The sequence below is a fragment of the Massilia sp. Root133 genome, from assembly GCF_001426525.1.
Taxonomy (GTDB): domain Bacteria; phylum Pseudomonadota; class Gammaproteobacteria; order Burkholderiales; family Burkholderiaceae_D; genus Telluria; species Telluria orientalis.
In genome coordinates, this window is record NZ_LMEW01000008.1 from 116,606 (window position 1) to 138,674 (window position 22,069).

At 67.6% G+C, this 22,069-nt stretch carries 20 protein-coding genes; 14 read left to right on the forward strand and 6 right to left on the reverse strand.

From position 1 onward, the window contains the following. Position 1: 1 nt before the first annotated feature. From ASD28_RS08665 to ASD28_RS08710, 10 genes are all read left to right on the forward strand, one after another. The gene (locus tag ASD28_RS08665; RefSeq protein ID WP_056126378.1) at positions 2 to 1,519 is read left to right on the forward strand and encodes a sugar ABC transporter ATP-binding protein; all 1,518 of its coding nucleotides are present in this window, start codon (positions 2 to 4) and stop codon (positions 1,517 to 1,519) included. Next, a complete protein-coding gene (locus ASD28_RS08670) occupies positions 1,516 to 2,550 on the forward strand; it encodes an ABC transporter permease (protein WP_056126380.1) in 1,035 nt (344 codons plus the stop codon). Before ASD28_RS08665 ends, ASD28_RS08670 begins: the two co-directional genes overlap by 4 nt. Continuing rightward, positions 2,547 to 3,530 (forward strand): galactofuranose ABC transporter, permease protein YjfF, encoded by a 984-nt coding sequence (gene yjfF, locus ASD28_RS08675; protein WP_056126382.1) that lies wholly within the window; start codon positions 2,547 to 2,549, stop codon positions 3,528 to 3,530. Before ASD28_RS08670 ends, yjfF begins: the two co-directional genes overlap by 4 nt. 97 nt (positions 3,531 to 3,627) lie before the next feature. Beyond that, on the forward strand, positions 3,628 to 4,581 hold the full coding sequence (locus ASD28_RS08680) for a glycoside hydrolase family 43 protein (protein WP_056126384.1): 954 nt from the start codon (positions 3,628 to 3,630) through the stop codon (positions 4,579 to 4,581). 53 nt (positions 4,582 to 4,634) lie between these two features. Further along, positions 4,635 to 5,576, forward strand: a complete 942-nt coding sequence (locus ASD28_RS08685; protein ID WP_036238599.1) for a LysR family transcriptional regulator — start codon at positions 4,635 to 4,637, stop codon at positions 5,574 to 5,576. Between the two features lie 152 nt (positions 5,577 to 5,728). Continuing rightward, complete coding sequence (locus ASD28_RS32705; RefSeq protein WP_056126386.1) at positions 5,729 to 7,414, forward strand: methyl-accepting chemotaxis protein; 1,686 nt, start codon at positions 5,729 to 5,731, stop codon at positions 7,412 to 7,414. A gap of 97 nt (positions 7,415 to 7,511) precedes the next feature. Continuing rightward, positions 7,512 to 8,210 (forward strand): fumarylacetoacetate hydrolase family protein, encoded by a 699-nt coding sequence (locus tag ASD28_RS08695; RefSeq protein ID WP_056126388.1) that lies wholly within the window; start codon positions 7,512 to 7,514, stop codon positions 8,208 to 8,210. Between the two features lie 5 nt (positions 8,211 to 8,215). Next, complete coding sequence (locus ASD28_RS08700) at positions 8,216 to 9,145, forward strand: 2-hydroxyacid dehydrogenase (protein WP_229412276.1); 930 nt, start codon at positions 8,216 to 8,218, stop codon at positions 9,143 to 9,145. Positions 9,146 to 9,224: 79 nt separating this feature from the next. After that, complete coding sequence (locus ASD28_RS08705) at positions 9,225 to 10,253, forward strand: M4 family metallopeptidase (protein WP_056126392.1); 1,029 nt, start codon at positions 9,225 to 9,227, stop codon at positions 10,251 to 10,253. Beyond that, positions 10,253 to 10,543: a protealysin inhibitor emfourin gene (locus ASD28_RS08710; RefSeq protein WP_056126393.1), complete on the forward strand. Its 291-nt coding sequence runs from the start codon at positions 10,253 to 10,255 to the stop codon at positions 10,541 to 10,543. Before ASD28_RS08705 ends, ASD28_RS08710 begins: the two co-directional genes overlap by 1 nt. Position 10,544: 1 nt before the next feature. Here ASD28_RS08710 and ASD28_RS08715 read toward each other — a convergent pair whose 3' ends face one another. The 5 genes from ASD28_RS08715 to ASD28_RS08735 all read right to left on the reverse strand — a co-directional run bounded on the left by ASD28_RS08715 (position 10,545) and on the right by ASD28_RS08735 (position 16,269). After that, positions 10,545 to 11,693, reverse strand: a complete 1,149-nt coding sequence (locus tag ASD28_RS08715) for an HlyD family efflux transporter periplasmic adaptor subunit (RefSeq protein ID WP_056126394.1) — start codon at positions 11,691 to 11,693, stop codon at positions 10,545 to 10,547. 4 nt (positions 11,694 to 11,697) lie between these two features. Further along, positions 11,698 to 13,122: an efflux transporter outer membrane subunit gene (locus ASD28_RS08720; RefSeq protein WP_162252927.1), complete on the reverse strand. Its 1,425-nt coding sequence runs from the start codon at positions 13,120 to 13,122 to the stop codon at positions 11,698 to 11,700. 16 nt (positions 13,123 to 13,138) lie between these two features. Further along, positions 13,139 to 14,641, reverse strand: coding sequence for an MDR family MFS transporter (locus tag ASD28_RS08725; RefSeq protein ID WP_056126465.1), 1,503 nt, complete (start codon positions 14,639 to 14,641; stop codon positions 13,139 to 13,141). 26 nt (positions 14,642 to 14,667) lie between these two features. Further along, positions 14,668 to 15,114: a MarR family winged helix-turn-helix transcriptional regulator gene (locus ASD28_RS08730; RefSeq protein ID WP_056126467.1), complete on the reverse strand. Its 447-nt coding sequence runs from the start codon at positions 15,112 to 15,114 to the stop codon at positions 14,668 to 14,670. A gap of 75 nt (positions 15,115 to 15,189) precedes the next feature. Continuing rightward, positions 15,190 to 16,269, reverse strand: a complete 1,080-nt coding sequence (locus ASD28_RS08735) for an asparaginase (protein ID WP_056126397.1) — start codon at positions 16,267 to 16,269, stop codon at positions 15,190 to 15,192. A 332-nt stretch (positions 16,270 to 16,601) separates the two neighbouring features. Between ASD28_RS08735 and ASD28_RS08740 the strand changes: the two genes are divergently transcribed. Further along, entirely contained in the window at positions 16,602 to 16,970 is a 369-nt protein-coding gene (locus tag ASD28_RS08740) for a hypothetical protein (protein ID WP_056126400.1), read from the forward strand. A 64-nt stretch (positions 16,971 to 17,034) separates the two neighbouring features. On the opposite strand, the gene ASD28_RS08745 is transcribed toward ASD28_RS08740, so the two are convergent. Continuing rightward, entirely contained in the window at positions 17,035 to 17,889 is an 855-nt protein-coding gene (locus ASD28_RS08745; protein ID WP_056126402.1) for a pirin family protein, read from the reverse strand. Positions 17,890 to 18,009: 120 nt separating this feature from the next. On the opposite strand from ASD28_RS08745, the gene ASD28_RS08750 reads away from it, so the two are divergent. The 3 genes from ASD28_RS08750 to ASD28_RS08760 all read left to right on the forward strand — a co-directional run bounded on the left by ASD28_RS08750 (position 18,010) and on the right by ASD28_RS08760 (position 22,068). Continuing rightward, positions 18,010 to 19,539 (forward strand): dipeptidase, encoded by a 1,530-nt coding sequence (locus ASD28_RS08750; protein ID WP_056126404.1) that lies wholly within the window; start codon positions 18,010 to 18,012, stop codon positions 19,537 to 19,539. Between the two features lie 322 nt (positions 19,540 to 19,861). Next, on the forward strand, positions 19,862 to 20,956 hold the full coding sequence (gene galT, locus ASD28_RS08755) for a galactose-1-phosphate uridylyltransferase (RefSeq protein WP_056126407.1): 1,095 nt from the start codon (positions 19,862 to 19,864) through the stop codon (positions 20,954 to 20,956). Continuing rightward, the gene (locus ASD28_RS08760) at positions 20,953 to 22,068 is read left to right on the forward strand and encodes a Xaa-Pro peptidase family protein (protein WP_056126409.1); all 1,116 of its coding nucleotides are present in this window, start codon (positions 20,953 to 20,955) and stop codon (positions 22,066 to 22,068) included. The genes galT and ASD28_RS08760 overlap by 4 nt, the downstream gene beginning before the upstream one ends. Position 22,069 lies beyond the last annotated feature (1 nt).

The following is a 22,069-nucleotide window of genomic DNA, read 5'->3' on the forward strand; positions in this document are numbered from 1 at the left end:
CATGATCGATTCGAAGAAGCCGGTGCTGGAAGTCACCGGCATCCATAAAGCCTTCCCGGGTGTGAAGGCGCTGTCCGATGCCGGACTGCGCCTGTTCCCCGGCGAAGTCCACACGCTGATGGGCCAGAACGGCGCGGGCAAGTCCACGCTGATCAAGGTTCTCACCGGCGTCTACCAGCCGGACGCCGGCAGCATCGTGCTGGAGGGCCGGGCCATCCAGCCGCGCTCCACGCAGGATGCGCAGAACCTCGGCATCAGCACCGTCTACCAGGAAGTCAATCTGTGCCCGAATTTGTCGGTCGCGGAAAACATCTTCATCGGCCGCTATCCGCGCCGCTTCGGCATGGTCGACTGGCGCTCGATGCGGTCGCAGGCCATGGCGCTGCTCGCGCGCCTCGAGATCCACGTCGACGTCAGCAAACCGCTCGCCGATTACCCGCTCGCGATCCAGCAAATGGTCGCCATCGCCCGCGCGCTGAACACGGAATCGCGCGTGCTGATCCTCGACGAGCCCACGTCCAGCCTGGACGAGGCGGAAGTGCAGATGCTGTTCTCGGTGCTGCGCCGCCTGCGCGAAGAGGGCATGGCGATCCTGTTCGTCACGCACTTCCTCGACCAGACCTACGCGATCTCGGACCGCATCACCGTGATGCGCAACGGCGAGCGCGAAGGCGAATATGCCTGCGCGGACCTGTCGCGCCTCGCGCTCGTCAACAAGATGATCGGTGCACCGGCCGACGCGGAGCACGCGTCGGAGACAGCAGAGCAGGGCGCAGCCAACGAGCACGGCGAGGTCTTCCTGCGCGCCCGCGGCATCGCGCGCAAGGGCGTGCTGTCGCCGGTCGACCTGGAAATCCGCCGCGGCGAGTTGCTGGGCCTTGCCGGCCTGCTCGGCTCCGGCCGCACGGAGACGGCGCGATTGCTGTTCGGCGCCGACAAGCTCGATGCCGGCAGTTTCGACATCGACGGCAGGCAGGTGAGCTTCTCGAACCCGCGCGACGCGATTCGCGAGGGCATCGGCTTCTGCTCGGAAGACCGCAAGCACGAAGGCGCGATCCTCGCGCTGTCCGTGCGCGAAAACCTGATCCTCGCGCTGCAGGCGCGGCAGGGCATCTTCCGCGCCATTCCTTTCAAGCGCCAGCAGCAGCTGGCGACCGACTACGTCAAGTGGCTGGGCATCAAGACGGCCAGCATCGAGACGCCGATCGGCACGCTCTCCGGCGGCAACCAGCAGAAGGTCTTGCTGGCGCGCTGGCTCGCGACCGATCCGCGCCTGATGATCCTCGACGAACCGACGCGCGGCATCGACGTGCGCGCCAAGCAGGAAATCATGGATTACGTCAGTAACCTGTGCCGCAAGGGCATGTCCATTCTCTTCATCTCGTCCGAACTGCCGGAAGTGCTGCGCGTGTCCGACCGCATGATCGTCATGCGCGACCGCAAGGCGTGCGGCGAATACCAGCGCGGTGAACTGGACGAGACGTCCGTGCTGCACGTGATCGCAGGGGAGACGGCATGAGCACGACCGGCGCTACCGTCAAACCGTCCGCGCAGGCAGCGGCATCGCGCACTGCCTGGCTGCAGCACCCGCTCGTGCGGCCGCTGGGCGCGCTCGTCGCGCTGCTGCTCGTCGACGCGTTCCTCGTGCCCGGCTTCTTCCACCTGCAAGTCAAGGAAGGCCACCTGTACGGCGCGATCATCGACATCCTCAACCGCGCCGCGCCGCTGATGCTGGCGGCGCTCGGCATGACCCTGGTCATCGCCACGCGCGGTATCGACATCTCCGTTGGCGCCGTCGTCGCGCTGTCCGGCACCGTGTCCGCGATGCTGATCGGCGGCAGCGAGCCCACGACGCCGATGGCGCTCGCACTGGCGGCCTCGCTGGGTGTCGCGCTGCTGTGCGGCCTGTGGAACGGCGTCCTCGTCGCCGGCATCAAGCTGCAGCCGATCGTCGCCACGCTGATCCTGATGGTGGCGGGCCGCGGCCTCGCGCAGCTGCTGACGGACGGCCAGATCGTCACCGTGTACTACGAGCCGTTCTTCTTCCTGGGCAGCGGCTACCTCGCCGGCCTGCCGTTCTCGCTGTTCGTCGTCGCTGCCGTCTTCGCGGCCACGCTGCTGCTGGTGAAGAAGACGGCCCTCGGCCTGTTCATCCAGGCGGTCGGCATCAATCCGGTGGCGGCACGCCTCGCGGGCCTGCGCACGGCGACCCTGATCACCTTCGTGTACGTGTTCTGCAGCGCCTGCGCGGGCCTGGCCGGCATGCTGATCACGTCGAACATCAAGAGCGCGGACGCGAACAACGCGGGCCTGCTGCTGGAGCTGGACGCGATCCTCGCCGTCACGCTGGGCGGCACGTCGCTGGCCGGCGGCAAATTCAGCCTGGTGGGCAGCATGATCGGCGCGCTGATCATCCAGACCCTGACCTACACGATCTACTCGCTGGGCGTGCCGCCCGAAGTGAACATGGTCGTCAAATCCATCGTCGTCTTCGTCGTCTGCATTTCGCAGTCGAGCGAATTCAAGAACATCCTGCGGAGGTCCGCATGAGCGCGGTCGCAACCGGTACCCGCGGCGTCACGAGCGCGCCGTGGTTCACGTCTCTCGTCACCGTGGTCCTGCTGGTGGCGATGCTGGGCATCGGCGGGTCGGTGTACCCGGGCTTCCTGTCGCTGCAGGTGATCTTCAACCTCCTGATCGACAACGCGTTCCTGCTCGTGATCGCGGTGGGCATGGGCTTCGTGATCCTGGCGGGCGGCATCGACCTGTCCGTCGGTTCCGTGCTCGCGCTGTCGACGATGATCTCGGCCTGGCTGCTGCAGCACGCGCACTGGCCGCCGGCCGCCGTCATCGCGCTCGTGCTGCTCCTGGGCGCGTGCTTCGGCGGCGCGATGGGCGCGATCATCCACCTGTTCAAGCTGCAGCCGTTTATCGTCACCCTGGCCGGCATGTTCCTGGCGCGCGGCCTGTGCTACCTGATCAGCGTCGAGTCGATCACGATCGATGACCCGCTGTTCACGGCGATGTCGCAGACGCAGGTGCCCATCCTCGACGGCTTCCTGTCGCCGGGCGCCATCATCGCGCTGGTCGTGCTGCTGGTCGCCATCTGGCTCGCGCACTTCACCGCGTTCGGCCGTGCCGTGTACGCCGTCGGCGGCAACGAGCAGTCGGCCGCGATGATGGGCCTGAACGTGGGCCGCACCAAGGTCCTCGTGTACGCGCTGTCGGGCTTCTGCGCGGCGCTGGGCGGTGTGCTGTTCGCCTTCTACATGCTGTCCGGCTACGGCCTGCACGGCCAGGGCACGGAGCTCGATGCCATCGCCGCCGTCGTCATCGGCGGGACGCTCCTCACCGGCGGCTACGGCTACATCGCCGGCGCATTGTCGGGCGTGCTGGTGCTGGGTGCCATCCAGACGCTGATCGCCTTCGACGGCACGCTCAGCTCGTGGTGGACCAAGATCGTCATCGGCGCGCTGCTGTTCGTCTTCTGCGTCGTGCAGAGGGTGATGGGCGGCCGCGCCAAGCAATAACAAGTCACGTTGCCACGGCGCTGAACTTGCGCCCCCGCCTCGGCGGGGGCGACGGGGGCTTATTGCCCACCGAATAAACATAAAAACTGGAGACTACATGCTCAAGCCCCTGATCGCCGCGACGCTGCTCGCGACGACGGCACTCGCCGGTGCCGCCAACCCCCTCACCAGCAGGATCTTCACCGCGGACCCCGCGGCCCTCGTCGACAACGGCCGCGTCTACCTGTACGTGGGCCACGACGAAGCCCCGGTCGGCGGCAAGGATTACGTGATGAACGAGTGGAAGGTGTTCTCCAGCTGCGACATGCAGCACTGGACCGAGCACCCGGCCGGCGTGCCGTTTTCCACGTTCAAATGGGCCGCCAGGGACGCCTGGGCCAGCGACGTCACCAAGCGCAACGGCAAGTACTACCTGTACGTGACGGTCGAGCACAAGACGATCCCCGGCAAGGCGATCGGCGTGGCCGTGTCGGACAGCCCGACGGGCCCGTTCGTCGACGCGCGCGGCACGGCCCTGATCACGAACGACATGACGCACGAGACGGAAATCAGCTGGGACGACATCGACCCGGCGATCTTCGTCGACGACGATGGCCAGGCCTATCTGTACTGGGGCAATACCGTCATGAAGTACGCGAAGCTGAAAGCCAACATGACGGAACTGGACGGCCCGATCCACACGGTGGGCCTGGACCAGTTCACGGAAGCGTCCTACCTGCACAAGCACGCCGGCAAGTACTACCTGTCGTATTCGCGCAAGTGGCCGGAAGAGACCGTGTACATGACGGGGCCGACGGCCACCGGGCCATGGTCGTATGGCGGCGTGATCATGGAAAAGAACACGAACGTCGGCACGATCCACCACGCGATCATCGACTTCAACGGCAAGTCCTACATCATTTATCACAACGGCAAGCTGCCGACCGGTGGCGATTACCGACGCTCGGTCGCCATCGAGGAATTGCACTACGGTCCGAACGGCAAGATCCTGCCCGTACCGCAGACTGAGCAAGGTCCTGCCGCCAATCCGTCGGCAGCGTGCAAGCGATAAAAGTTGCGCGCCAATCTGCGTAAAACCGATATCGATAATGATATGATTGTCTGATGGACACGACCAATCCGAACTGGTTTCTCAAGGCCCGCCTCAAGACGCGTCAACTGCTGCTGTTGATCGCGCTGGACGACTACCGCAACATCCACCGCGCGGCCGACGAACTGCACATGACGCAGCCGGCCGCCTCCAAGCAGATCAAGGATCTGGAGGAGATGCTGGACGTCAAGCTGTTCGAACGCCTGCCGCGCGGGATGGAGCCGACGATCTACGGCGAAACGATGATCCGCCACGCGCGCATGGCCCTGACGAGCCTGGCGCTGGCGCACGACGACATCGTCACGCTGAAGGCCGGCCTCACGGGCCAGGTCGAGGTTGGCGTGATCATGACGCCCGCGATGGCGCTCCTGCCGCGCGCCATCGCCCGCGTCAAGGAAGAGGCCCCGCTGCTGCGCATCGGCGTGCAGCTGGAAACCAGTAACCTGCTGCTGGACAAGCTGCAGCATGGCACGCTGGACTTCATGATCGGCCGCATCTTCGACACCGGCGACACCTCCGGCCTGATCTACGAAGAGCTGACGGAGGAACCGGCCTGCGCGGTCGTGCGCCCCGGCCATCCGCTGCTGGAGCGCAAGAACCTCACCTTGCAGGACATCGCGCCGCTGCCGTGGATCGTGCCGCCGCACGGCAGTATCCTGCGCTACCGCTTCGACATGATGTTCCGCCGCGCCGGCCTGGAACCGCCCGCGAACGTCGTCGACACGACGGCGATGCTGATGATCACGGCGCTGCTGCAGCAGACGGATTCGCTGCACGTGATGCCGATCGAGGTGGCGCAATACTATGCGTCGCTGAACGTGATGCGCATCCTGCCCATCGAGATTCCGTGCAAGATGGATGCGTTCGGCATCATCCGTCACCAGGACCATTTGCTGTCGCCGGGCGCCGACCTGCTGCTGCGTGCCGTGCGGGCCGCGGCCAAGGAAATTTATTGAGCTTGCACTAAAGTGTTGCGTGCAAACTTCATCATTTAAATATATTGCCCTGATTTAACATCTCGACATCGACTCGACTCTTTCCACACCGTAACATTTCTCGGTGTGTGGGAAACCGGCAAAACGGGACATCCGTGCGGAAAGAGAGAACGATGAACATTCGAAATTTAAAAATTGGTACGCGCCTCGCGCTGGGCTTTGGCTTCCTGTGCGTGGCGCTGGTCTTCATGGTCGGGCAGGGCACGATCATGCTGGGCCGGGTCAATGACGGCACCGACGAGATCGTCAACAAGCGGCTGCCGCGCATGGAACTGACGGCGCGCATGCTCAGCGACGTGAACGACATCGCCATCGCGCTGCGCAACATGATGCTGGACGACAGCGCCGACGACCGCGCGAAGCAGGTTGCCAGCATCACCGCCATGCGCAAGGACCTCGACAGCCTGCTCGTGCAGCTCGACGGCCTGCTGCGCGCGCCCAGGTCGCGCACCTTGCTGGCGCAGGAAGTCGAACTCAATGCGAAGTACACGCAGGGGCAGATCGACCTGATCCGCCTGATCGAGAGCGGCGACGACGCGGGCGCGCGCGCCTACCTGAAGACGAAGCTGCGTCCCATCCTGGCGGACTACAAGGCCGTGATCGGCGCGCAGATCCAGGTCCAGGCCGGCCTCGCCCACGACACGGCCAAGGAAGCGCAGACCATGTACGCGAACACGCGCACCCTGATGATCGTGCTGGGCGCCGTCATGCTGGCCATCGCCTGCGCGCTGGCCTGGTGGATCAGCGCCTCGATCACGCGGCCGCTGCGCCGTGCGCTGGACGTGGCGACCGCGGTCGCCGGCGGCGACCTGACGACGCGCGTGGACGTCGACAGCACCTGCGAAGTGGGCCAGCTGCTGGGCACCCTGAAGCGCATGAACGAGAACCTGGTGGCCACCGTCGGCACCGTGCGCGGCGGCACCGATGCCATCGCGCTCGCGTCCGGCGAAGTGGCGGCCGGCAACCGCGACCTGTCGGCGCGCACCGAGCAGCAGGCCAGCGCGTTGGAAGAGACGGCGTCGTCGATGGAAGAACTGACGTCGACCGTGAAGCAGAACGCCGACAACGCGCGCCAGGCCAACACGCTGGCCGCGACGGCATCGACGGTCGCGGCCAAGGGCGGCGACGTGATCGAGCAGGTCGTCGACACGATGACGCAGATCCACACGTCGTCCAGCCGCATCGTCGACATCATCGGCGTCATCGACGGCATCGCGTTCCAGACCAACATCCTCGCGCTGAACGCGGCCGTGGAAGCGGCGCGCGCCGGCGAGCAGGGCCGCGGCTTCGCCGTCGTGGCGGGCGAGGTGCGCAACCTGGCGCAGCGCTCGGCCGCCGCCGCCAGGGAGATCAAGGCGCTGATCGACGACTCCACCAGCAAGGTCGACACGGGCAGCTCGCTCGTGCGCGAGGCGGGCAGCACGATGGGCGAGATCGTCGACAGCGTGCGCCGCGTGGCCGACATCCTCACGGAGATCACGGCCGCGAGCCAGGAGCAGAGCGCCGGCATCGAGCAGATCAACCAGGCCATCACGCAGATGGACGACGTGACCCAGCAGAACGCGGCCCTCGTCGAGCAGGCGGCCGCCGCGTCGCAGGCGATGCAGGACCAGGCCGCGCGCCTGGCGGAGGCCGTGGCCGTGTTCCGGCTCGACGGCGGCGCGCCGGCGGCAGCGCCGACGCATGCGATGACTCCCGCGCCCGCACCGCGGTTGAGCAAGCCGGTTGCGAAGGCGCCGGCCCGTCCGCAGTCCACTGCCGCGAAGGTGGGCGCCGAGAGCGACTGGGAAGAGTTCTGACCGTTATTGCTTCTTCGTCCAGCTTGCGATTGTGATAGGCTGTCCGGTGCATCAGGCCTTGGGCCGATGCGCCGACATTGTCTTTACAAGGATACGCATGACTGGCTTCGTCATTACGCCTCCCGCCGTCCCGGCTCTCGCCGTGGCCGGCTCCGACCAGGTTTTCCCGCTGCGCCGCGTGTTCTGCGTTGGCCGCAACTACGCGGCCCACGCGCGCGAGATGGGTTCCGATCCGAACCGCGAACCGCCGTTCTTCTTCACCAAGCCGGCGGATGCCGTCGTGTCGGCCAGCGGCACCGTGCCGTACCCGTCCTCCACGCGCGAGCTGCATCACGAAGTCGAACTGGTCGTCGCACTGAAAGGCGGCGGCACGAACATCGCGCCGGAACAGGCGCTGGACCTCGTGTGGGGCTATGGCGTGGGCCTGGACCTGACGCGGCGCGACCTGCAGGCCGTCGCCAAGAAGGACGGCCGCCCGTGGGACATGGCGAAAGGCTTCGACGCCTCTGCGCCGTGCAGCCCGCTGATCCCCGTCGAGCGCACCGGCCACCCCTCGGCGGCGCGCATCTGGCTCGAAGTGAACGGCCAGCTGAAGCAGGAGGGCAACCTGAACGAAATGATCTGGCCGATCCCCGACGTGATCGCGGCCCTGTCGCGCCTCGTCGCGCTGGCGCCGGGTGACCTGATCTACACGGGCACGCCGGCCGGCGTGGACGCGCTGAACCCGGGCGACAAGGTGCGCGGCGGCGTCGACGGCGTGACTTCGTTCGAACTCGAGATCGGCGCGGCAGAATGAGAGTAATGCGGAAGACGGTCCTGCAGATCGGAGGCTTCGCGCCCGAGATCCAGGCCCGGATCGACGCCGAATTCCGCTGCGTCGGCCTGGCGGATCTCGAACGCGAGCCCGGCCTGGCGATCGAGGTCGGCGCCATCCTCACGCGCAGCAACCAGGAGGTGCCGGAGGATGTGGTGCGGCGCCTGCCGGCGCTGGAAATCATCGCCACGTGCGGCGTCGGCTACGACCTGATTCCGCGCGCGCTGGCGGCCGAACGGGGCATCGTCGTCGCCAACACGCCGGACGTGCTGAACGCGGCCGTGGCGGAGCTGTGCATCGGCTCCCTGCTGGCATTGCTGCGCCGCCTGCCGCAGGCCGACCGCTACGTGCGCGCAGGCGCCTGGAAGAACGCGAACTTCGCGCTGGCGACGAGCCTCGCGGGCAAGCACGTGGGGATAGTCGGCATGGGGCGCATCGGCAAGGAGATCGCGCGCCGGCTGGAGACGTTCGGGGTGGCGCTCGCCTACCACGGCCGCACGGACCAGCAACTGGCGTGGCGCTACGAGCCCGACCTGGCCGCGCTCGCGCGCGATTCCGACATCCTCATCGTCGTGGCGCCCGGCGGGGCCGACACGCAGCACCTGATCGATGCGCGCGTGCTGCACGCGCTCGGACCGAATGGCTACCTCGTGAACGTGGCGCGCGGCACGCTCGTCGACGAGGCGGCGTTGCTGGCGGCGCTGGAGCAGGGCACCATCGCCGGCGCGGCGCTGGACGTGTTCGACAACGAGCCGGACATCGACCCGCGCTTCTTCAAGCTGGACAACGTGCTGCTGACGCCGCACCTGGGCAGCGCCACGCACGAGACGCGCGCGGCGATGGCGCAGCTCATGCTCGACAACGTGCGCAGCTGGTTCCGCAGCGGGCGCGCGCTGACGCCGGTCGAACCCGGCTGACGCACCGCGGGTACTGTGCGCCGCAGCGCGGCCGTGTGGATTACGCTCTTCAGGCAAGCGCAATCCGCATGGAGGCAATATGCACATCCACACGCCCGCGTGCCCCTGTTTCATCATCCCGTCGTCCATGTTGCGCAAGCTGGCCATCCAGGCGGACGGAGCGGAACGCCAGCGGCTGCTGGAGCAACTGGAACGCTCGGCTTTCCTGCGCGGCCAGCGCGCCGCCAGCGGCCTCGCCGCGCCGGGCCTGCTGGTGGCGCCCGGCGTCAGGCATCGCACCGTGTACGACGCGCACCACGGCACCCGCCTCCCCGGCAAGCTCGTACGCACGGAGACGGCGGCGCCCGTGACCGACACCGCCGTCAACGAGGCGTTCGACGGCGCCGGCACCACCTACGACTTCTACCAGCAGATCCTGAAACGCAATTCCATCGACGGCCGCGGCATGGGCATCGATTCGAGCGTCCATTACAGCAAGCGCTTCAATAACGCATTCTGGAACGGCCGCCAGATGGTGTACGGCGATGGCGACGGCAAGCTGTTCACCGGCTTCACGCACGCGCTCGACGTGATCGCGCACGAGCTGACGCACGGCGTCACGCAGTACACCGTGCCGGGCGGAGGTCTCGTCTACGATGGGCAGAGCGGTGCGCTGAACGAATCGATGTCCGACGTGTTCGGCGCCGTCGTCAAGCAATGGCATGCGAAGCAGACGGTCAGGAAGGCCGACTGGCTGATCGGCGCGGGCATCATGACACCCGCCGTCGGCAAGGCGTTGCGCTCGATGGCCGATCCGGGGAATGCGAAGCTGACGTGGTCGGGCGACGACCAGCCGGGCACGATGAGGGGGTATGTCGAAGGTGGGGACGTGCACACGAATTCCGGCATCCCGAATCACGCGTTCTACCTGGCGGCGATGAAGCTGGGCGGGCATAGCTGGGACAAGGCCGCGCCGATCTGGTACCAGGCGCTGTCGCTCCTGCATCCCGACGCGACGTTCGCGGACGCCGCCCAGGCCACCGTCAAGGCGGCCGAACTGCGCCACGGTGCGGGATCGGGCGAGGCCGCGGCCGTGCAGGGCGCGTGGCACGAAGTGGGCGTCGTGTGATGCGCTTGTCGCTGCATTCCGTAGGCGGCTTCACGGGACCGGCGGGCGCGCAGACGCGCAGCGTCGACGTCGACCGCCTCCCCGCGGCGGAGGGCGCGCGCGTGCGCGCGCTCGTGCAGGGGCTGGATGCGGCGCCGCTGCCGGCGACCCTGCTGAAACCGCGGCCGCAGCCGTGGGATTTCACGTACACGCTGACGCTCGACGGCAGGCAGGTGCGCTTCCACCTCGACGCGGCGCCGGCGGCGTTGCGCGAACTCGTCGGGATCCTCGAGGCGCGGCCGCCGGACTGAATCAGTTCGTCATGTTTTTTGCGACGATCGCGTCCGTCGCGACCTGCGCCTGCTGCAACGGCTGGTTCAATACCGTGGTTGCATACGCGGGCGCCGGCGCGGCCACCGTGCCCAGCGCGCTGCCGCCTTTCTGGCTGATGTCCACGTCGACCGTGGCCGACAGGCCCACGCGCAGCGGGTGCGCCGCGAGTTCCTTCGGATCGAGCGAGATGCGCACCGGCACCCGCTGCACGACCTTGATCCAGTTGCCCGTCGCGTTCTGCGCCGGCAGCAGCGAGAACGCGCTGCCCGTGCCCGCACCGAGGCCCACGACCTTGCCGTGGTAGACGACTTTGCTGCCGTAGATGTCGGCATCGATGGTGGCCGCCTGGCCCACGCGGATGTCGCGCAATTCCGATTCCTTGAAATTGGCGTCGACCCACAGCTGGTCCAGCGGCACGATCGACAGCAGCGGCGCGCCCGGCGCGATGCGGCTGCCGACCTGCACGCTGCGCTTGGCGACATAGCCCGACACCGGCGCGACGATCGCGTTGCGGCGGGCGGCGAGCCAGGCGGACAGGTAATCCGCCTTCGCGGCCAGCACGTTCGGGTGCTCGGCCGGGGAGACGCCCGCCACCGTCACGCGCGCGGCCGCCAGCTGCTTCTGCGCGACCATCAGTGCCGCCTGCGCATCGTCGACGGCGCGGCGGGCGTGCGCCACGTCCTCGCCGGAGACGATGTTGTCCGCTGCGAGCGGCGCGCGCCGTGCCAGGTCTTCCTGCTTCGCCTTCAGTTCCACGCGGCGCTGGTCGACGAGGGCCTCGTACTGCGCCACGTTCGTGTAGCGCTCGCGCTGCTGGCGCACGGCGGTGCCCAGCCGCGCCTCGGCCTGGGCCAGCGCGACCTCGGCGTCGGACGGATCGAGGCGGACGATCTCCGTGCCCGCCTGCACGAGCTGGGTCTCGTCGGCGCGGATCTCGACGACGCTGCCCGTCACCTGCGACGACACGTTCACGAGGTTGCCGCCGACGTAGGCGTTGTCCGTCTCGACGCGTTTCGACAGGACCAGGGCGTAATAGGCCGCATAGGCCGCGCCGGCGACGAGGAAGGCGGCGGTGATGCCGGCCAGGACGACGCGGCGCTTGTTGTTGGTGGGTGCTTGGGTGCTCATGGTTTTATCTGGTATTCGAGAGGGTGTGATAACCGCCGCCGAGCGCCTTCACGAGGGCGACCTGCGTCTGCAGGCGGGCATCCGTCAGCTGCAGGTCGACGTCGCGCTGGCGCAGCACGGCCAGCCGCGCCTGCAGCACGGCGGCACGGTCGGCGAGGCCGCGCTGCATGCGCGCCTCGGCGTTCGCAGCCAGCTTGCGGCTCGCGTCAATGGTCGCGGCGTGTGCTGCCGTCTCCTTCGCGATGCCTTGCAGGGTGGCCGCTTCGCGCGCGACGTCGCGCACCGCGTTCAGCACGGCCTCGTTGTACTCGGCCAGCAATTCGTCGCGGCTGCTGCGCGCCTGGCCCAGCCGGGCGTGCAGGCGGCCGCTGTCGAATAGCGGGAGGTCCAGCGTCGCGCCGATCAGCGGCGTGCGGCTCGGGTAGCGCAGCAGCTTGCCGAGCGACGTCGCATCGAGGCCGATCGCCGCGGCGAGATTGATGTCGGGCCGGAACGCGGCTTCGCTGGCGGCCACGCGGCCCAGCTGCGCCTCGACGCGCCAGCGCGCGGCCTGCAAATCGGGCCGGCGCGCCAGCAGCTCCATGCCCAGCTCGCGCGGGACGGCGTCGATTGCCGGTGCCGGCTGGAAGCGGGCGAGATCGGTCAATGCGGCGGCGTCACCGCCGATCAGCGCGCGCAGGCCTTCGCGTTCGCGCGCGGCGTCCGTGTCGTAGCGCGCGGCCTGTTCCTGCAGGCCGGCGAGGTCCTGCTCCGCGCTTTGCAGGCTGTCGAGACTCACGAGCCCGTGGGCCATGCGCGCCTTGCGGCCGGCGATGACGTCGCGCTGCACGGCGATAAGGGCGTTCGTATTGTCCTGGCGCGCCCACAGCATCTGCAGGCGCAGATAGCTTTGCACGACCGACGCCGCCAGCACCTGGCGCGCCTGCGCGCTTTCCGCGGCGGCCGCATTCGTCTCGCCCAGCGCGGCGGCGATGAGGGCGCGGTGCTTGCCCCACCAGTCGACGTCGTAGCTGGCGCGCAGGGACACGCTGGCGTCGTTGAACCACGCCCCGCCGATCGGCGGCGGGAAGAAGCCGTTCGACGAATAGCGCTGGCGGTTCAGGCCAGACGCCAGGTCGACCTTGCCGCCTTCGTTGGCCACTTCCGCGCCGAACGCGGCGCGGGCGCTGGCCACGCGCGCGGCGGCGACGGCGAGCGTCGGGTTGTCGCGCAGGGCGCGGGCCACGAGCGCGTTCAACTGCGGGTCGTGGTAGTCGAGCCACCATTGCTCGGCGGGCCAGGCGGCGGCGGGCAGCTGGATCGCCGGCGCATGCTGGGCCTTGGCGAAGTCCGGGCCCGGTGCCTTGTTCGCGTCCGGCGGGACGCTGATGCAGCCGGACAGCAGGGCCAGCGCGGCGGCCGCGATGGGGATGAGTTTGAAATGTCGCACGGTGTCGTCTTGTTGGTTATTCGAGGGCAGCATGGTCCACCTGCGCCGGCGCGGCGGCCGCCTTCGGTGGACGGATCAGCAGCAGCATCGGGATCACGGCCATGGTCAGCAGCATCATCAGCCAGTAGTCGTCGACGTAGGCGATCATCGACGCCTGGCGCGTGATCTCGTTGTTGATGAGGGCAGGGCCGGCTTGCGTGGCCATGTCGTAGAGGCTCGTCGGATCGTGCACGGCGGGATTCGCCGCAGTGACCTGCGTGGCCAGCGATGCGTGCGCGATCTGCGTGTTGCGCACGAGGAGCGCCTGCACGAGGGCGATGCCGATCGACGAGCCGATGTTGCGTACGAGGCTGTACAGCGCCGTGCCTTCCGCGCGCATCTGCGGCGAGAGGGTCGCGAATGTGGCGGCCGACAGCGGCACGAACACGAGGCCCAGCCCGACGCCCTGGATCACGCCGGGCCACACGATGTCGGACTGCGACAGCACGAGCGTGTAATGCGTCATCTGCCACAGCGAGAACGCGGTGATGGCGAAGCCGAAGCCCAGCAGCAGCCGGAAATCGACCTTGCCCGTGAGGCGTCCGACGATCATCATCGCGGCCATCGTGCCGAGGCCCGACGGCGCCGTCACGAGGCCCGCCAGCTTGGCCGGATAGCCCATCAGGCCTTGCAGCATCGTCGGCATCAGCGCGCGCGTCGCGAACAGCACCATGCCGACGATGAAGATCAGCAGCAGGCCGGTGACGTAGTTCGCGTTCTTCAGCAGGCGGAAATCGACGAACGACTGGCCGGCGGGGCGCGTCAGCGTGTGGCCGATGAAATAGGAAAACGCGAGCGTCGTCAAAATCAGTTCGACCCATGTCTCGGTCGACGCGAACCAGTCGTTCTGTTCGCCGCGGTCCAGCAGCATCTGCAGCGCGCCGATGGCGATGGACAAGGTGACGAAGCCGAACGTGTCGAAGCGGACGCGCCGGGCCGGATCGGCCGCGTGGATGTAGCGCCAGATGCCCCAGAAGGCCAGCGCGCCGATCGGCACGTTGATGAAGAAGACCCAGCGCCAGCTGTAGCTGTCCGTCAGCCAGCCGCCCAGCGTCGGCCCGAGAATCGGCCCGATCATCACGCCCATGCCCCACACGGCCATCGCGGAGCCGTGCTTTTCGCGTGGGTTGATGTCGAGGAGGACGGACTGCGACAACGGCACGAGCGCGGCGCCGAACACCCCCTGCAGCATGCGTGCGATGACGATTTCCGTCAGCGTCGCCGAGATCCCGCACAGCACCGAGGCGAGCGTGAAGCCGGCGACGGAGACGAGGAACACCTTCTTCAGGCCGAAACGGTCGACGAGCCAGCCGTTCAGCGGCGTCGCGATGGCGGCGGCCACGATGAACGACGTCAGCACCCAGGTGATCTGGTCCTGCGACGCCGACAGCGATCCCTGCATGTGCGGCAGCGCCACGTTGGCGATGGTGCCGTCCAGCGCCTGGATGATCGTCGCCAGCATGATCGAGATCGTGATCATGGTGCGGTTGATGGGCGCCGCTGTCGTCACAGGCCGTCCTCGAGGCGCTTCCTGAGGGTTTCCAGCAGGACGGTCGCGGCGGCCAGCGCCTGCGGGTCGAGGCCGGCCAGCAGGTCGGCGCGGAACGGCGAGGCTTCCGCGAGCACTTCGGCGTAGACGGTCTTGCCGGTGTCGGTCAGGTGCACGAGTTTGACGCGACGGTCGGTGGGCGAGGGGGCGCGCGTGACGAAGCCGTCGCGCTCCAGGCGGTCCAGCATCGACACCATCGACGGCCCCTCGACGCCGACCAGGTCGGCGAGTGCCCGCTGCGACATCGGCGCGCCCGACTTGGCGATCATCGCGATCGTCATCCAGCCGGACTGGCCGATGCCCAGGTGCTTGAGGCGCTTGTCCAGCGCGAGCCGCCACAGCCGCGCGCTCGTGTGCAGGGCCGCCGAGAAGCGCTCCTCGACCGACTCAGGTAGTTTGCTCATCATTAGCCACAAAATAGATAGAAACCTATCGATTTTATGCCGAGCAACCGAACTGCGCAAGTGACAACACCGGGGTCAGAGCCCGTTTTTAATCAATTGCCCAAAATCGGGCTCTGACCCCGGTTTGTCCAAAGTGAAGACGGCGTGGATGTCGCCCGCCACGACGCCGCGCGCGTTCTTGATGGGCGGTGCGCGGTATTGCTCGAGATGCTTGCGGCGCGTGTCGTCCAGCAGGCCCAGTTGATCGAGCACGGCGAACGTGGCGGGATGCAGCGCGCGCACGGCGCCATCCGCCACCTTGATCGCGATGCCGATGCCGGCCGAGCGGATGCCGATGGCCTGCACCGCGTCCGCGCCGATCTTCGCGACCCAGTCGCCGCCGCCGGCCTGCATCCACGCGAGGTCGGTGCGCGCGTCGCCCGACACCATGTCCGGATGCGCCGTCATCGCGTCGAACAGGTCTCCCAGCGCGGCGCCGAGGCGTGCGTCCGCGCTGCCTTGCGCGAGGCGCGCGTACAGGTGCGCGAGGCGCGCCAGCGGCATCGCGTAGTTCGGTGCCGAGCAGCCGTCGATGCCCATCGGGAGCGTGTCTTCCGTCATCTGCACGCAGTCGGCGAGCGTGGCGCGGATCGCGCGCTGCAGCGGGTGCGCCGGATCGACGTAGCCTTCGGTCGGCGCGCCGTGCAGGCGGCACCAGGCGAGAAAGCCGCTGTGCTTGCCCGAGCAATTGTGGTGGACCGTGCGCCAGCGCCGTTCGGCCGGCACGGGCAGGCCGGCGGCGTCGTAGTACAGCGGCGCCGCGCAGCCGCAGGCGAGGTGGCTTTCGTCCAGGCCGATCTTGTCGAGGATGGACGTCACGCCCACCAGGTGCTTTTCTTCGCCCGAGTGGCTGGCGCACAGCAGGGCCAGCTCGGCACGCGTAAGACCGAAGCGCGCGGGGCCGTCGTCGAGCACGAAAGGCAGGGCCTGGAACGGCTTCAGCGCGGAACGGGTGAAGGTCATGAAGTCGGGATCGCCCGCCGACCACAGCAGGCGGCCGGCCACGTCGACGACGGCGATCGAACCGTAATGGATGTTCTCGACCGCGTAGCCGCCGGCAAGCGCGCCGTCGGGCGGATAGCCACGCGTGGTGGCGACCAAAGGCACTGGATGCATCGGTTCGCTCCTTCGTCCGGATGGGCTGTTCGAAGCCGACACTGTAACGGATTCCGGCCGCCCAGGGAGCGCAAAAGCGGCCCGGAACGATGCCGGAAACTATATGCATCCACAGCATTTCGGGCCGGTTTTTCGACAGTTCATCCCTCCATTTCGACGCTTTGGCGTCTCCCCGATGACGCCTCGAGCCGCCGTTCCTACACTGTCATCACTCGCCGCACATTAACGACGCGGCGATATGAAAAACGGTGGACCGCTGGAGCATCCGACGATTCTTTTGAAATCGTGCTCATGGTCCGTAATACATATCGAAAATTAATCTCGGAGCAATCATGCGTATCGTACAAGCCCTGGTCTTCACCGCCGCCGCCACCCTGTCCCTGGGCGCGTTCGCCGACCCGTCCGTCGCGCCGTCCTCGGCCACCGCCAGCGCCGTCATGATGTCGTCGTCGACGCACACCGCCTACCGCCTGACCCAGGATGAAGCCGAACATATGCGCGGTTCGTTCCGCCTCACCGACGGCCGCACGATCACGGTCACCAACCGGATGAACAAGCTTTTCGTCGACCTGGACGGCAAGCGCGAGGAAATGGTGCCGGTCGCTCCGAAGAAATTCGTCACGCGCGACACGGGTGCCGAGATCGCCTTCAACCAGGTGCCGTTCGCCGACGAGGTCGTCGTCAACCAGGCCGCGCGCTGATGCGCGGCGTCGAACACGGCCGGCCTGGCCGATGCGGACCGGGCCGGCGCAGGTCGACAGCGGCTCAGATCGCCGCGCCGAAGCGCCCGGCCTGGTAATCGATGATCGCCTGCTGGATTTCTGCGCGCGTGTTCATCACGAACGGCCCGTGCGCCACGACGGGTTCGCCGATCGGAAAGGCGTGACCGAGCAGCAGCACGCTGTCGTGGTCGGCCAGGATGTCCAGTTCATCGCCCTCCGCATCGAACTCCGCAAGGTGCATTGCGCTGACCGTTTCCGGCACCCCCTGGATCACGCCGCGCACGACGTACAGGAACACGTTGCGGTCGAGTAGCCCATCCACGTGCAGGCGCGCACCTGCCTTCATCTCCACCGTGCACAGCGACACGTCCGTCAGCGATGCGATCGGCCCCGTCACGCCGCCATACGTGCCCGACACGAGGTGCACGCGCACGCCATCGCCCTTGTCCACGACGGGTATCTCATCGCGCTGCAGCCCGATGTAGCGGGGCGCCGTCATCTTCAGCGCGGGCGGCAGGTTGACCCACAATTGCAGGATCTCGAGCGGCCCGCCGCGTTCCATGAAGTCGCGTGGCGACACTTCCGCATGCACGATGCCGCGGCCGGCCGTCATCCATTGCACGCCGCCGGGCCCGATCACGCTTTCATGGCCGGCGCTGTCGCGGTGCGCGAGCAGGCCGTCGAGGATGAATGTCACCGTCTCGAAGCCGCGGTGCGGATGCGGGCCGAACGGCAGGCCGCGGTTATGCGGCGGATAGACCTGCGGGCCGTGATGGTTGAGGAACAGGAAGGGATCGACCTGGTCGAGATGCGGACCCGGCACGGGGCGCTGGGTGATGAGGTCGCCGATGTCGTCGCGCAGCGCGGGGTGCACGCGCCGGATGATCTTGTGCGTCATATTCGTCTTCGTTGGAATGTGCAGCGCCTACGATAACCGATCGCGCTGGGAGGAGTCGCCAGCAATCTTTACGCATCCCTGCTATGCTCGTTTCCCCCTTTCAATCTGGAGATGGAGACAATGCATACGAAGACCAGCGCACGCAACCTGGCCGTGGCCATCAGCCTCGCCTGGGCAGCAAACGCGACGGGCGCACCCGCCCAGGCGGTGCCGGGCGACATGGCGATCAAGGCGGCCAAACATGCCGTCACGGCATACCGCGACGACGTCGTCGACACCCTGGCCAAACTGGTCAGCTACAACACGGTCGCGGACAAGGACATCCCGTGCGACCGCAACCCGCGCCACCAGGCGTTCAAGGACACCCTGAAACAGGAGGCGATGCGCCTCGGCCTGGACTACGCGGACTACGGCTGCGTGGCCATCGTCGGCCTGGGCAAGGGCGCTGAGCGTGTGGGTCTCGTCGCGCATGGCGACGTGCAGCCCGTCGACGCGAGCAAGTGGAAGAAGTCGCCGTTCGAGCTGGACCGCACGAGCGAACCGGGCCGCCTGCTGGCGCGCGGCGCCGAGGACGACAAGGGCCCGATCGCCACCGCGCTGTATGCGATGAAGTCGCTGAAGGACCTGCAGGTGCCGCTGTCCAGGCGCATCGAACTGTACGTCTACATGGCCGAGGAATCGGATTGGGCGCCGCTCGAAGCCTTCATCAAGACGCACACGCTGCCGCAGATGAACATCACGCTCGACGCGGAGTATCCGGCCGTGACGGCGGAGAAGGGCTACGGCACGCTGGCCGTGACGATGCCGGCCACCACGGCCGCACCGCCGGCAGGTAGCCCGTTCGTCAAGGCATTCAAGGGCGGCTTCTTCGGCAGCCAGATTCCGGAAGATGCGCAGGCCACGATCGCCAACGCGACGCCGGCACTGGAAGCGCAGATCCGCGCGCGCGCCGGCAAGCAGACGGGCATGCACTACCAGTTCGAGCGCCAGGACGGCGACCTGCTCGTCGTCGCGAAGGGCCTGTCGGCGCACTCGTCGAAACCGGAAGACGGCGTCAACGCCATCAGCATGCTGGCCGACGCGCTCGCCGTGCAGGCGTGGCCGGACACGACGGCAGGCAGCCTGGTGAACTTCCTCAACGAGATGGTGGGCACGGGCTATTACGGCGAGAAGTTCGGCAGCATCGCCTACCGCGACGCCTTCATGGGCCCGATGACGTTCGCGCCGACCGTGATCCGCCAGCAGGACGGCGGCGCCATCGAAATGGCGATCAACATCCGCCGCCCGCAAGGCAAGACCGCGGAACAGCTGACCAACGAGATCAATGCCGCGCTCGCGCAGTGGCAGGGCGCGCACGTGCAGCTGGCGAAGGTGAACATGCAGATCGGCGACCCGTGGGTGCAGAAGGATGCGCCGCAACTGCCGGTGCTGATGAAGACGTTCGCATACTTCACGGGCACCAAGGCGCCGAAGCCGGTCGCGATCGGCGGCGGCACGAATTCGCGCCTGTTCCCGCACGCCGTCAGCTTCGGCCCGGCGATGCCGGGCACGGTCTACACGGGCCATTCGGAGCATGAGTTCATTACCACGAAGCAGCTTCTGCTGAACCTGCAGATGTACACGGCCGTGCTTGCCGAGCTCGCGAAATAAACGTCACGATCCAGCGCCGCCGGGCTCGCTTCCGGGGGCGCTTCACGATGTTGGGCGCCCGGCAGTCATGTAGGCCGGTTTCTCGCCAAAATGTGTAAATCCTTCCAAAAATTTTGTAGGTTTAGGCCTACATGAGCATGGTCTTCATAGGGACTACCTACCCGTTTCCCTAGGAGAGACAGCAGGCAGGGCCACGGCCGCCCGATCGGCCCTTCTACGCCCAGTTGATTGTCGGAAAAGCTAGAGGTGGCCCCGAGAAAATGTGGTGAAAACGCCATGATAGGATCGGACCTGACCTAGCAATGCCTGACCTGCCGATGCCATGCACAGCCAAGAACTGATCAAACCTGACGGAAGACAACTGACGTTGTACAGCAGCCGGCCCATTCCGGACGGCATCGTCGCGACCAGTCCCTTCGCCGAGCCGCAACACGCCAACCCGCACCTGCGCTGGCATCCGCTGCGCGGCGAATGGGTCACGTATGCCGCGTTCCGCCAGAACCGCACGTATCAACCGCCCCCGCAGTACAACCCGCTGGCCCCCACGCGCGATCCCGAACACCCGACCGAGATGCCGGCCGGCGACTACGAGATCGCCGTGTTCGACAACCGCTTCCCGTCGCTGGCGCTGGACGCGCACGAGCCGCCGACGCTCACCGTGCCGACCGCGCCCGCCAACGGCAAATGCGAGGTCGTCGTGTTCACGCAGGATCCACAATCGGCGCTGGGCCGGCTGCCGCTGGCGCGCATCGAACTGCTGCTGGAAGTGTGGGGCGACCGCACGCAACGCCTCAAGGGCCAGCACCACATCCAGTACGTGCTGCCGTTCGAGAACCGCGGCGCCGAAGTGGGCGTGACCTTGCACCACCCGCACGGCCAGATCTACGCGTACCCGTTCATCCCGCCCGTGCCCGCGCGCCAGCTCGCGCAGGAACGCGAGTATTACCTGCAGCACGGCACCAGCCTGTTGTGCGACATGGCGCGCGACGAGGCGGCGGACGAGAAGCGCGTCGTGTACCGCGACGACGAGGCGATCGCCTTCGTGCCGGCCTGCGCGCGCTATCCGTACGAGGTGTGGGTGATGCCGACCGCGCCATGCAAGGATTTCGCGGCCTTGAGCCCCGCGCAGCGTACGAGCCTGGCGCGCGCGCTGAAGACGGTGCTGCTCAAGTTCGACACGCTGTGGGAGCGCCCGTTCCCGTACCTGATGACGTGGTACCAGGCGCCGACGGATGGCGCGGATCACCCCGAGACGCAGCTGCACTGCCAGTTCTATCCGCCGTACCGCACGCGCGACCGGTTGAAATACCTGGCCGGCACCGAGATCGGCGCCGGCATGTTCGCGATGGACGTGCTGCCCGAGACCACGGCGTACGAATTGCAGCAGGTCGAGGTGCGGCTGGAGGCTGAAGCATGAGCCGCGCGGCGGAAGTGGCCGACAAACTGGCGCTGCTGCGTGCCGCGCTGGCGGAGGCGGGCGCGCAGGCGATCCGGCTGCGCGGCACCGACTGGTTCGCGTGGGCGACGGCGGGCGGAGATTCGTCCGTGCTGCTGGCTGCCGAATGCGGCGTGGCCGAGGTGCTCGTCACGCGCGACGACGCCGTGATCCTGACGGACGCCATCGACGCCGAGCGCCTGCGCGTGGAACAGGTGCCGCCGGGCTTTACGTTCCACATCGCGCCGTGGGCCGAGACGGAGCTGCGCGACACCTATGTGCTGGGCGCGGCGAATGGCGGCGTCGTGCTGTCCGACCATCCTCGCCATGGCAACGGTCATGCTGAACAGCCGCTGCCCGCGAGCCTGCGCCTGCGCCGCATGGTGCTGCTGCCGGCCGAACAGGAACGCTACCGTGCGCTCGGGCGCGACGCCGCGCGTGCGATGGCGGAGACACTCCGTGCCGCGCGGCCCGGATGGACCGAACTCGAACTCGCGGCGGCTGGCGCACAAGCGTTGTGGCGGCGCGGGATCCAGCCCGCGCTCGTCCTGGCCGCGGGTGCGCGCCGGTTGCCGTTGTTCCGCCATCCCGTGCCGACGGACGAGCCGCTGGGCGCACGCGCGATGCTCGTGTTCTGCGCGCGTCGTCATGGCCTCGTGGCGAACCTGTCGCGCGGCGTCGCATTCACTCCGCTCTCTGACGACGAGCGCAATGCGCAGGCCGACCTGCTGCAGGTCGAGGCGACGGGGCTCGACGCCGTGCGTCCGGGCCAGTCGCTGGCGGCCGTCTATCACGCGCTGGAGGCCGCGTACCGCCACGTGAACCGGCCGGAGGCCATCCGCGAGCATCACCAGGGCGGCATCACGGGCTACCAGGCGCGCGAGATCGTCGCGAGCCCGAGCACCGCGACCGGTATCGAGACGGGCATGGCGTTCGCGTTCAACCCCAGCTTCACCGGCCGCTTTGGCTATGCCTTGGTGGAAGACACGTTCCTGCTCGGCGCGCATGGGCTGGACAACCTGACGCTGGATCCCGACTGGCCGGCGACGACAATCCAGGGCCGTGCGCGGCCCGTCTGGCTGGAGGTGACATGAC

Bases quoted from the DNA above. Each gene is read 5' to 3' on its own strand.
- ASD28_RS08665 (WP_056126378.1), top strand. From the start codon at position 2: ATGATCGATTCGAAGAAGCCGGTGCTGGAAGTCACCGGCATCCATAAA.
- ASD28_RS08670 (WP_056126380.1), top strand. From the start codon at position 1,516: ATGAGCACGACCGGCGCTACCGTCAAACCGTCCGCGCAGGCAGCGGCA.
- yjfF (WP_056126382.1), top strand. From the start codon at position 2,547: ATGAGCGCGGTCGCAACCGGTACCCGCGGCGTCACGAGCGCGCCGTGG.
- ASD28_RS08680 (WP_056126384.1), top strand. From the start codon at position 3,628: ATGCTCAAGCCCCTGATCGCCGCGACGCTGCTCGCGACGACGGCACTC.
- ASD28_RS08685 (WP_036238599.1), top strand. From the start codon at position 4,635: ATGGACACGACCAATCCGAACTGGTTTCTCAAGGCCCGCCTCAAGACG.
- ASD28_RS32705 (WP_056126386.1), top strand. From the start codon at position 5,729: ATGAACATTCGAAATTTAAAAATTGGTACGCGCCTCGCGCTGGGCTTT.
- ASD28_RS08695 (WP_056126388.1), top strand. From the start codon at position 7,512: ATGACTGGCTTCGTCATTACGCCTCCCGCCGTCCCGGCTCTCGCCGTG.
- ASD28_RS08700 (WP_229412276.1), top strand. From the start codon at position 8,216: ATGCGGAAGACGGTCCTGCAGATCGGAGGCTTCGCGCCCGAGATCCAG.
- ASD28_RS08705 (WP_056126392.1), top strand. From the start codon at position 9,225: ATGCACATCCACACGCCCGCGTGCCCCTGTTTCATCATCCCGTCGTCC.
- ASD28_RS08710 (WP_056126393.1), top strand. From the start codon at position 10,253: ATGCGCTTGTCGCTGCATTCCGTAGGCGGCTTCACGGGACCGGCGGGC.
- ASD28_RS08715 (WP_056126394.1), bottom strand. From the start codon at position 11,693: ATGAGCACCCAAGCACCCACCAACAACAAGCGCCGCGTCGTCCTGGCC.
- ASD28_RS08725 (WP_056126465.1), bottom strand. From the start codon at position 14,641: ATGATCACGATCTCGATCATGCTGGCGACGATCATCCAGGCGCTGGAC.
- ASD28_RS08730 (WP_056126467.1), bottom strand. From the start codon at position 15,114: ATGAGCAAACTACCTGAGTCGGTCGAGGAGCGCTTCTCGGCGGCCCTG.
- ASD28_RS08735 (WP_056126397.1), bottom strand. From the start codon at position 16,269: ATGCATCCAGTGCCTTTGGTCGCCACCACGCGTGGCTATCCGCCCGAC.
- ASD28_RS08740 (WP_056126400.1), top strand. From the start codon at position 16,602: ATGCGTATCGTACAAGCCCTGGTCTTCACCGCCGCCGCCACCCTGTCC.
- ASD28_RS08745 (WP_056126402.1), bottom strand. From the start codon at position 17,889: ATGACGCACAAGATCATCCGGCGCGTGCACCCCGCGCTGCGCGACGAC.
- ASD28_RS08750 (WP_056126404.1), top strand. From the start codon at position 18,010: ATGCATACGAAGACCAGCGCACGCAACCTGGCCGTGGCCATCAGCCTC.
- galT (WP_056126407.1), top strand. From the start codon at position 19,862: ATGCACAGCCAAGAACTGATCAAACCTGACGGAAGACAACTGACGTTG.
- ASD28_RS08760 (WP_056126409.1), top strand. From the start codon at position 20,953: ATGAGCCGCGCGGCGGAAGTGGCCGACAAACTGGCGCTGCTGCGTGCC.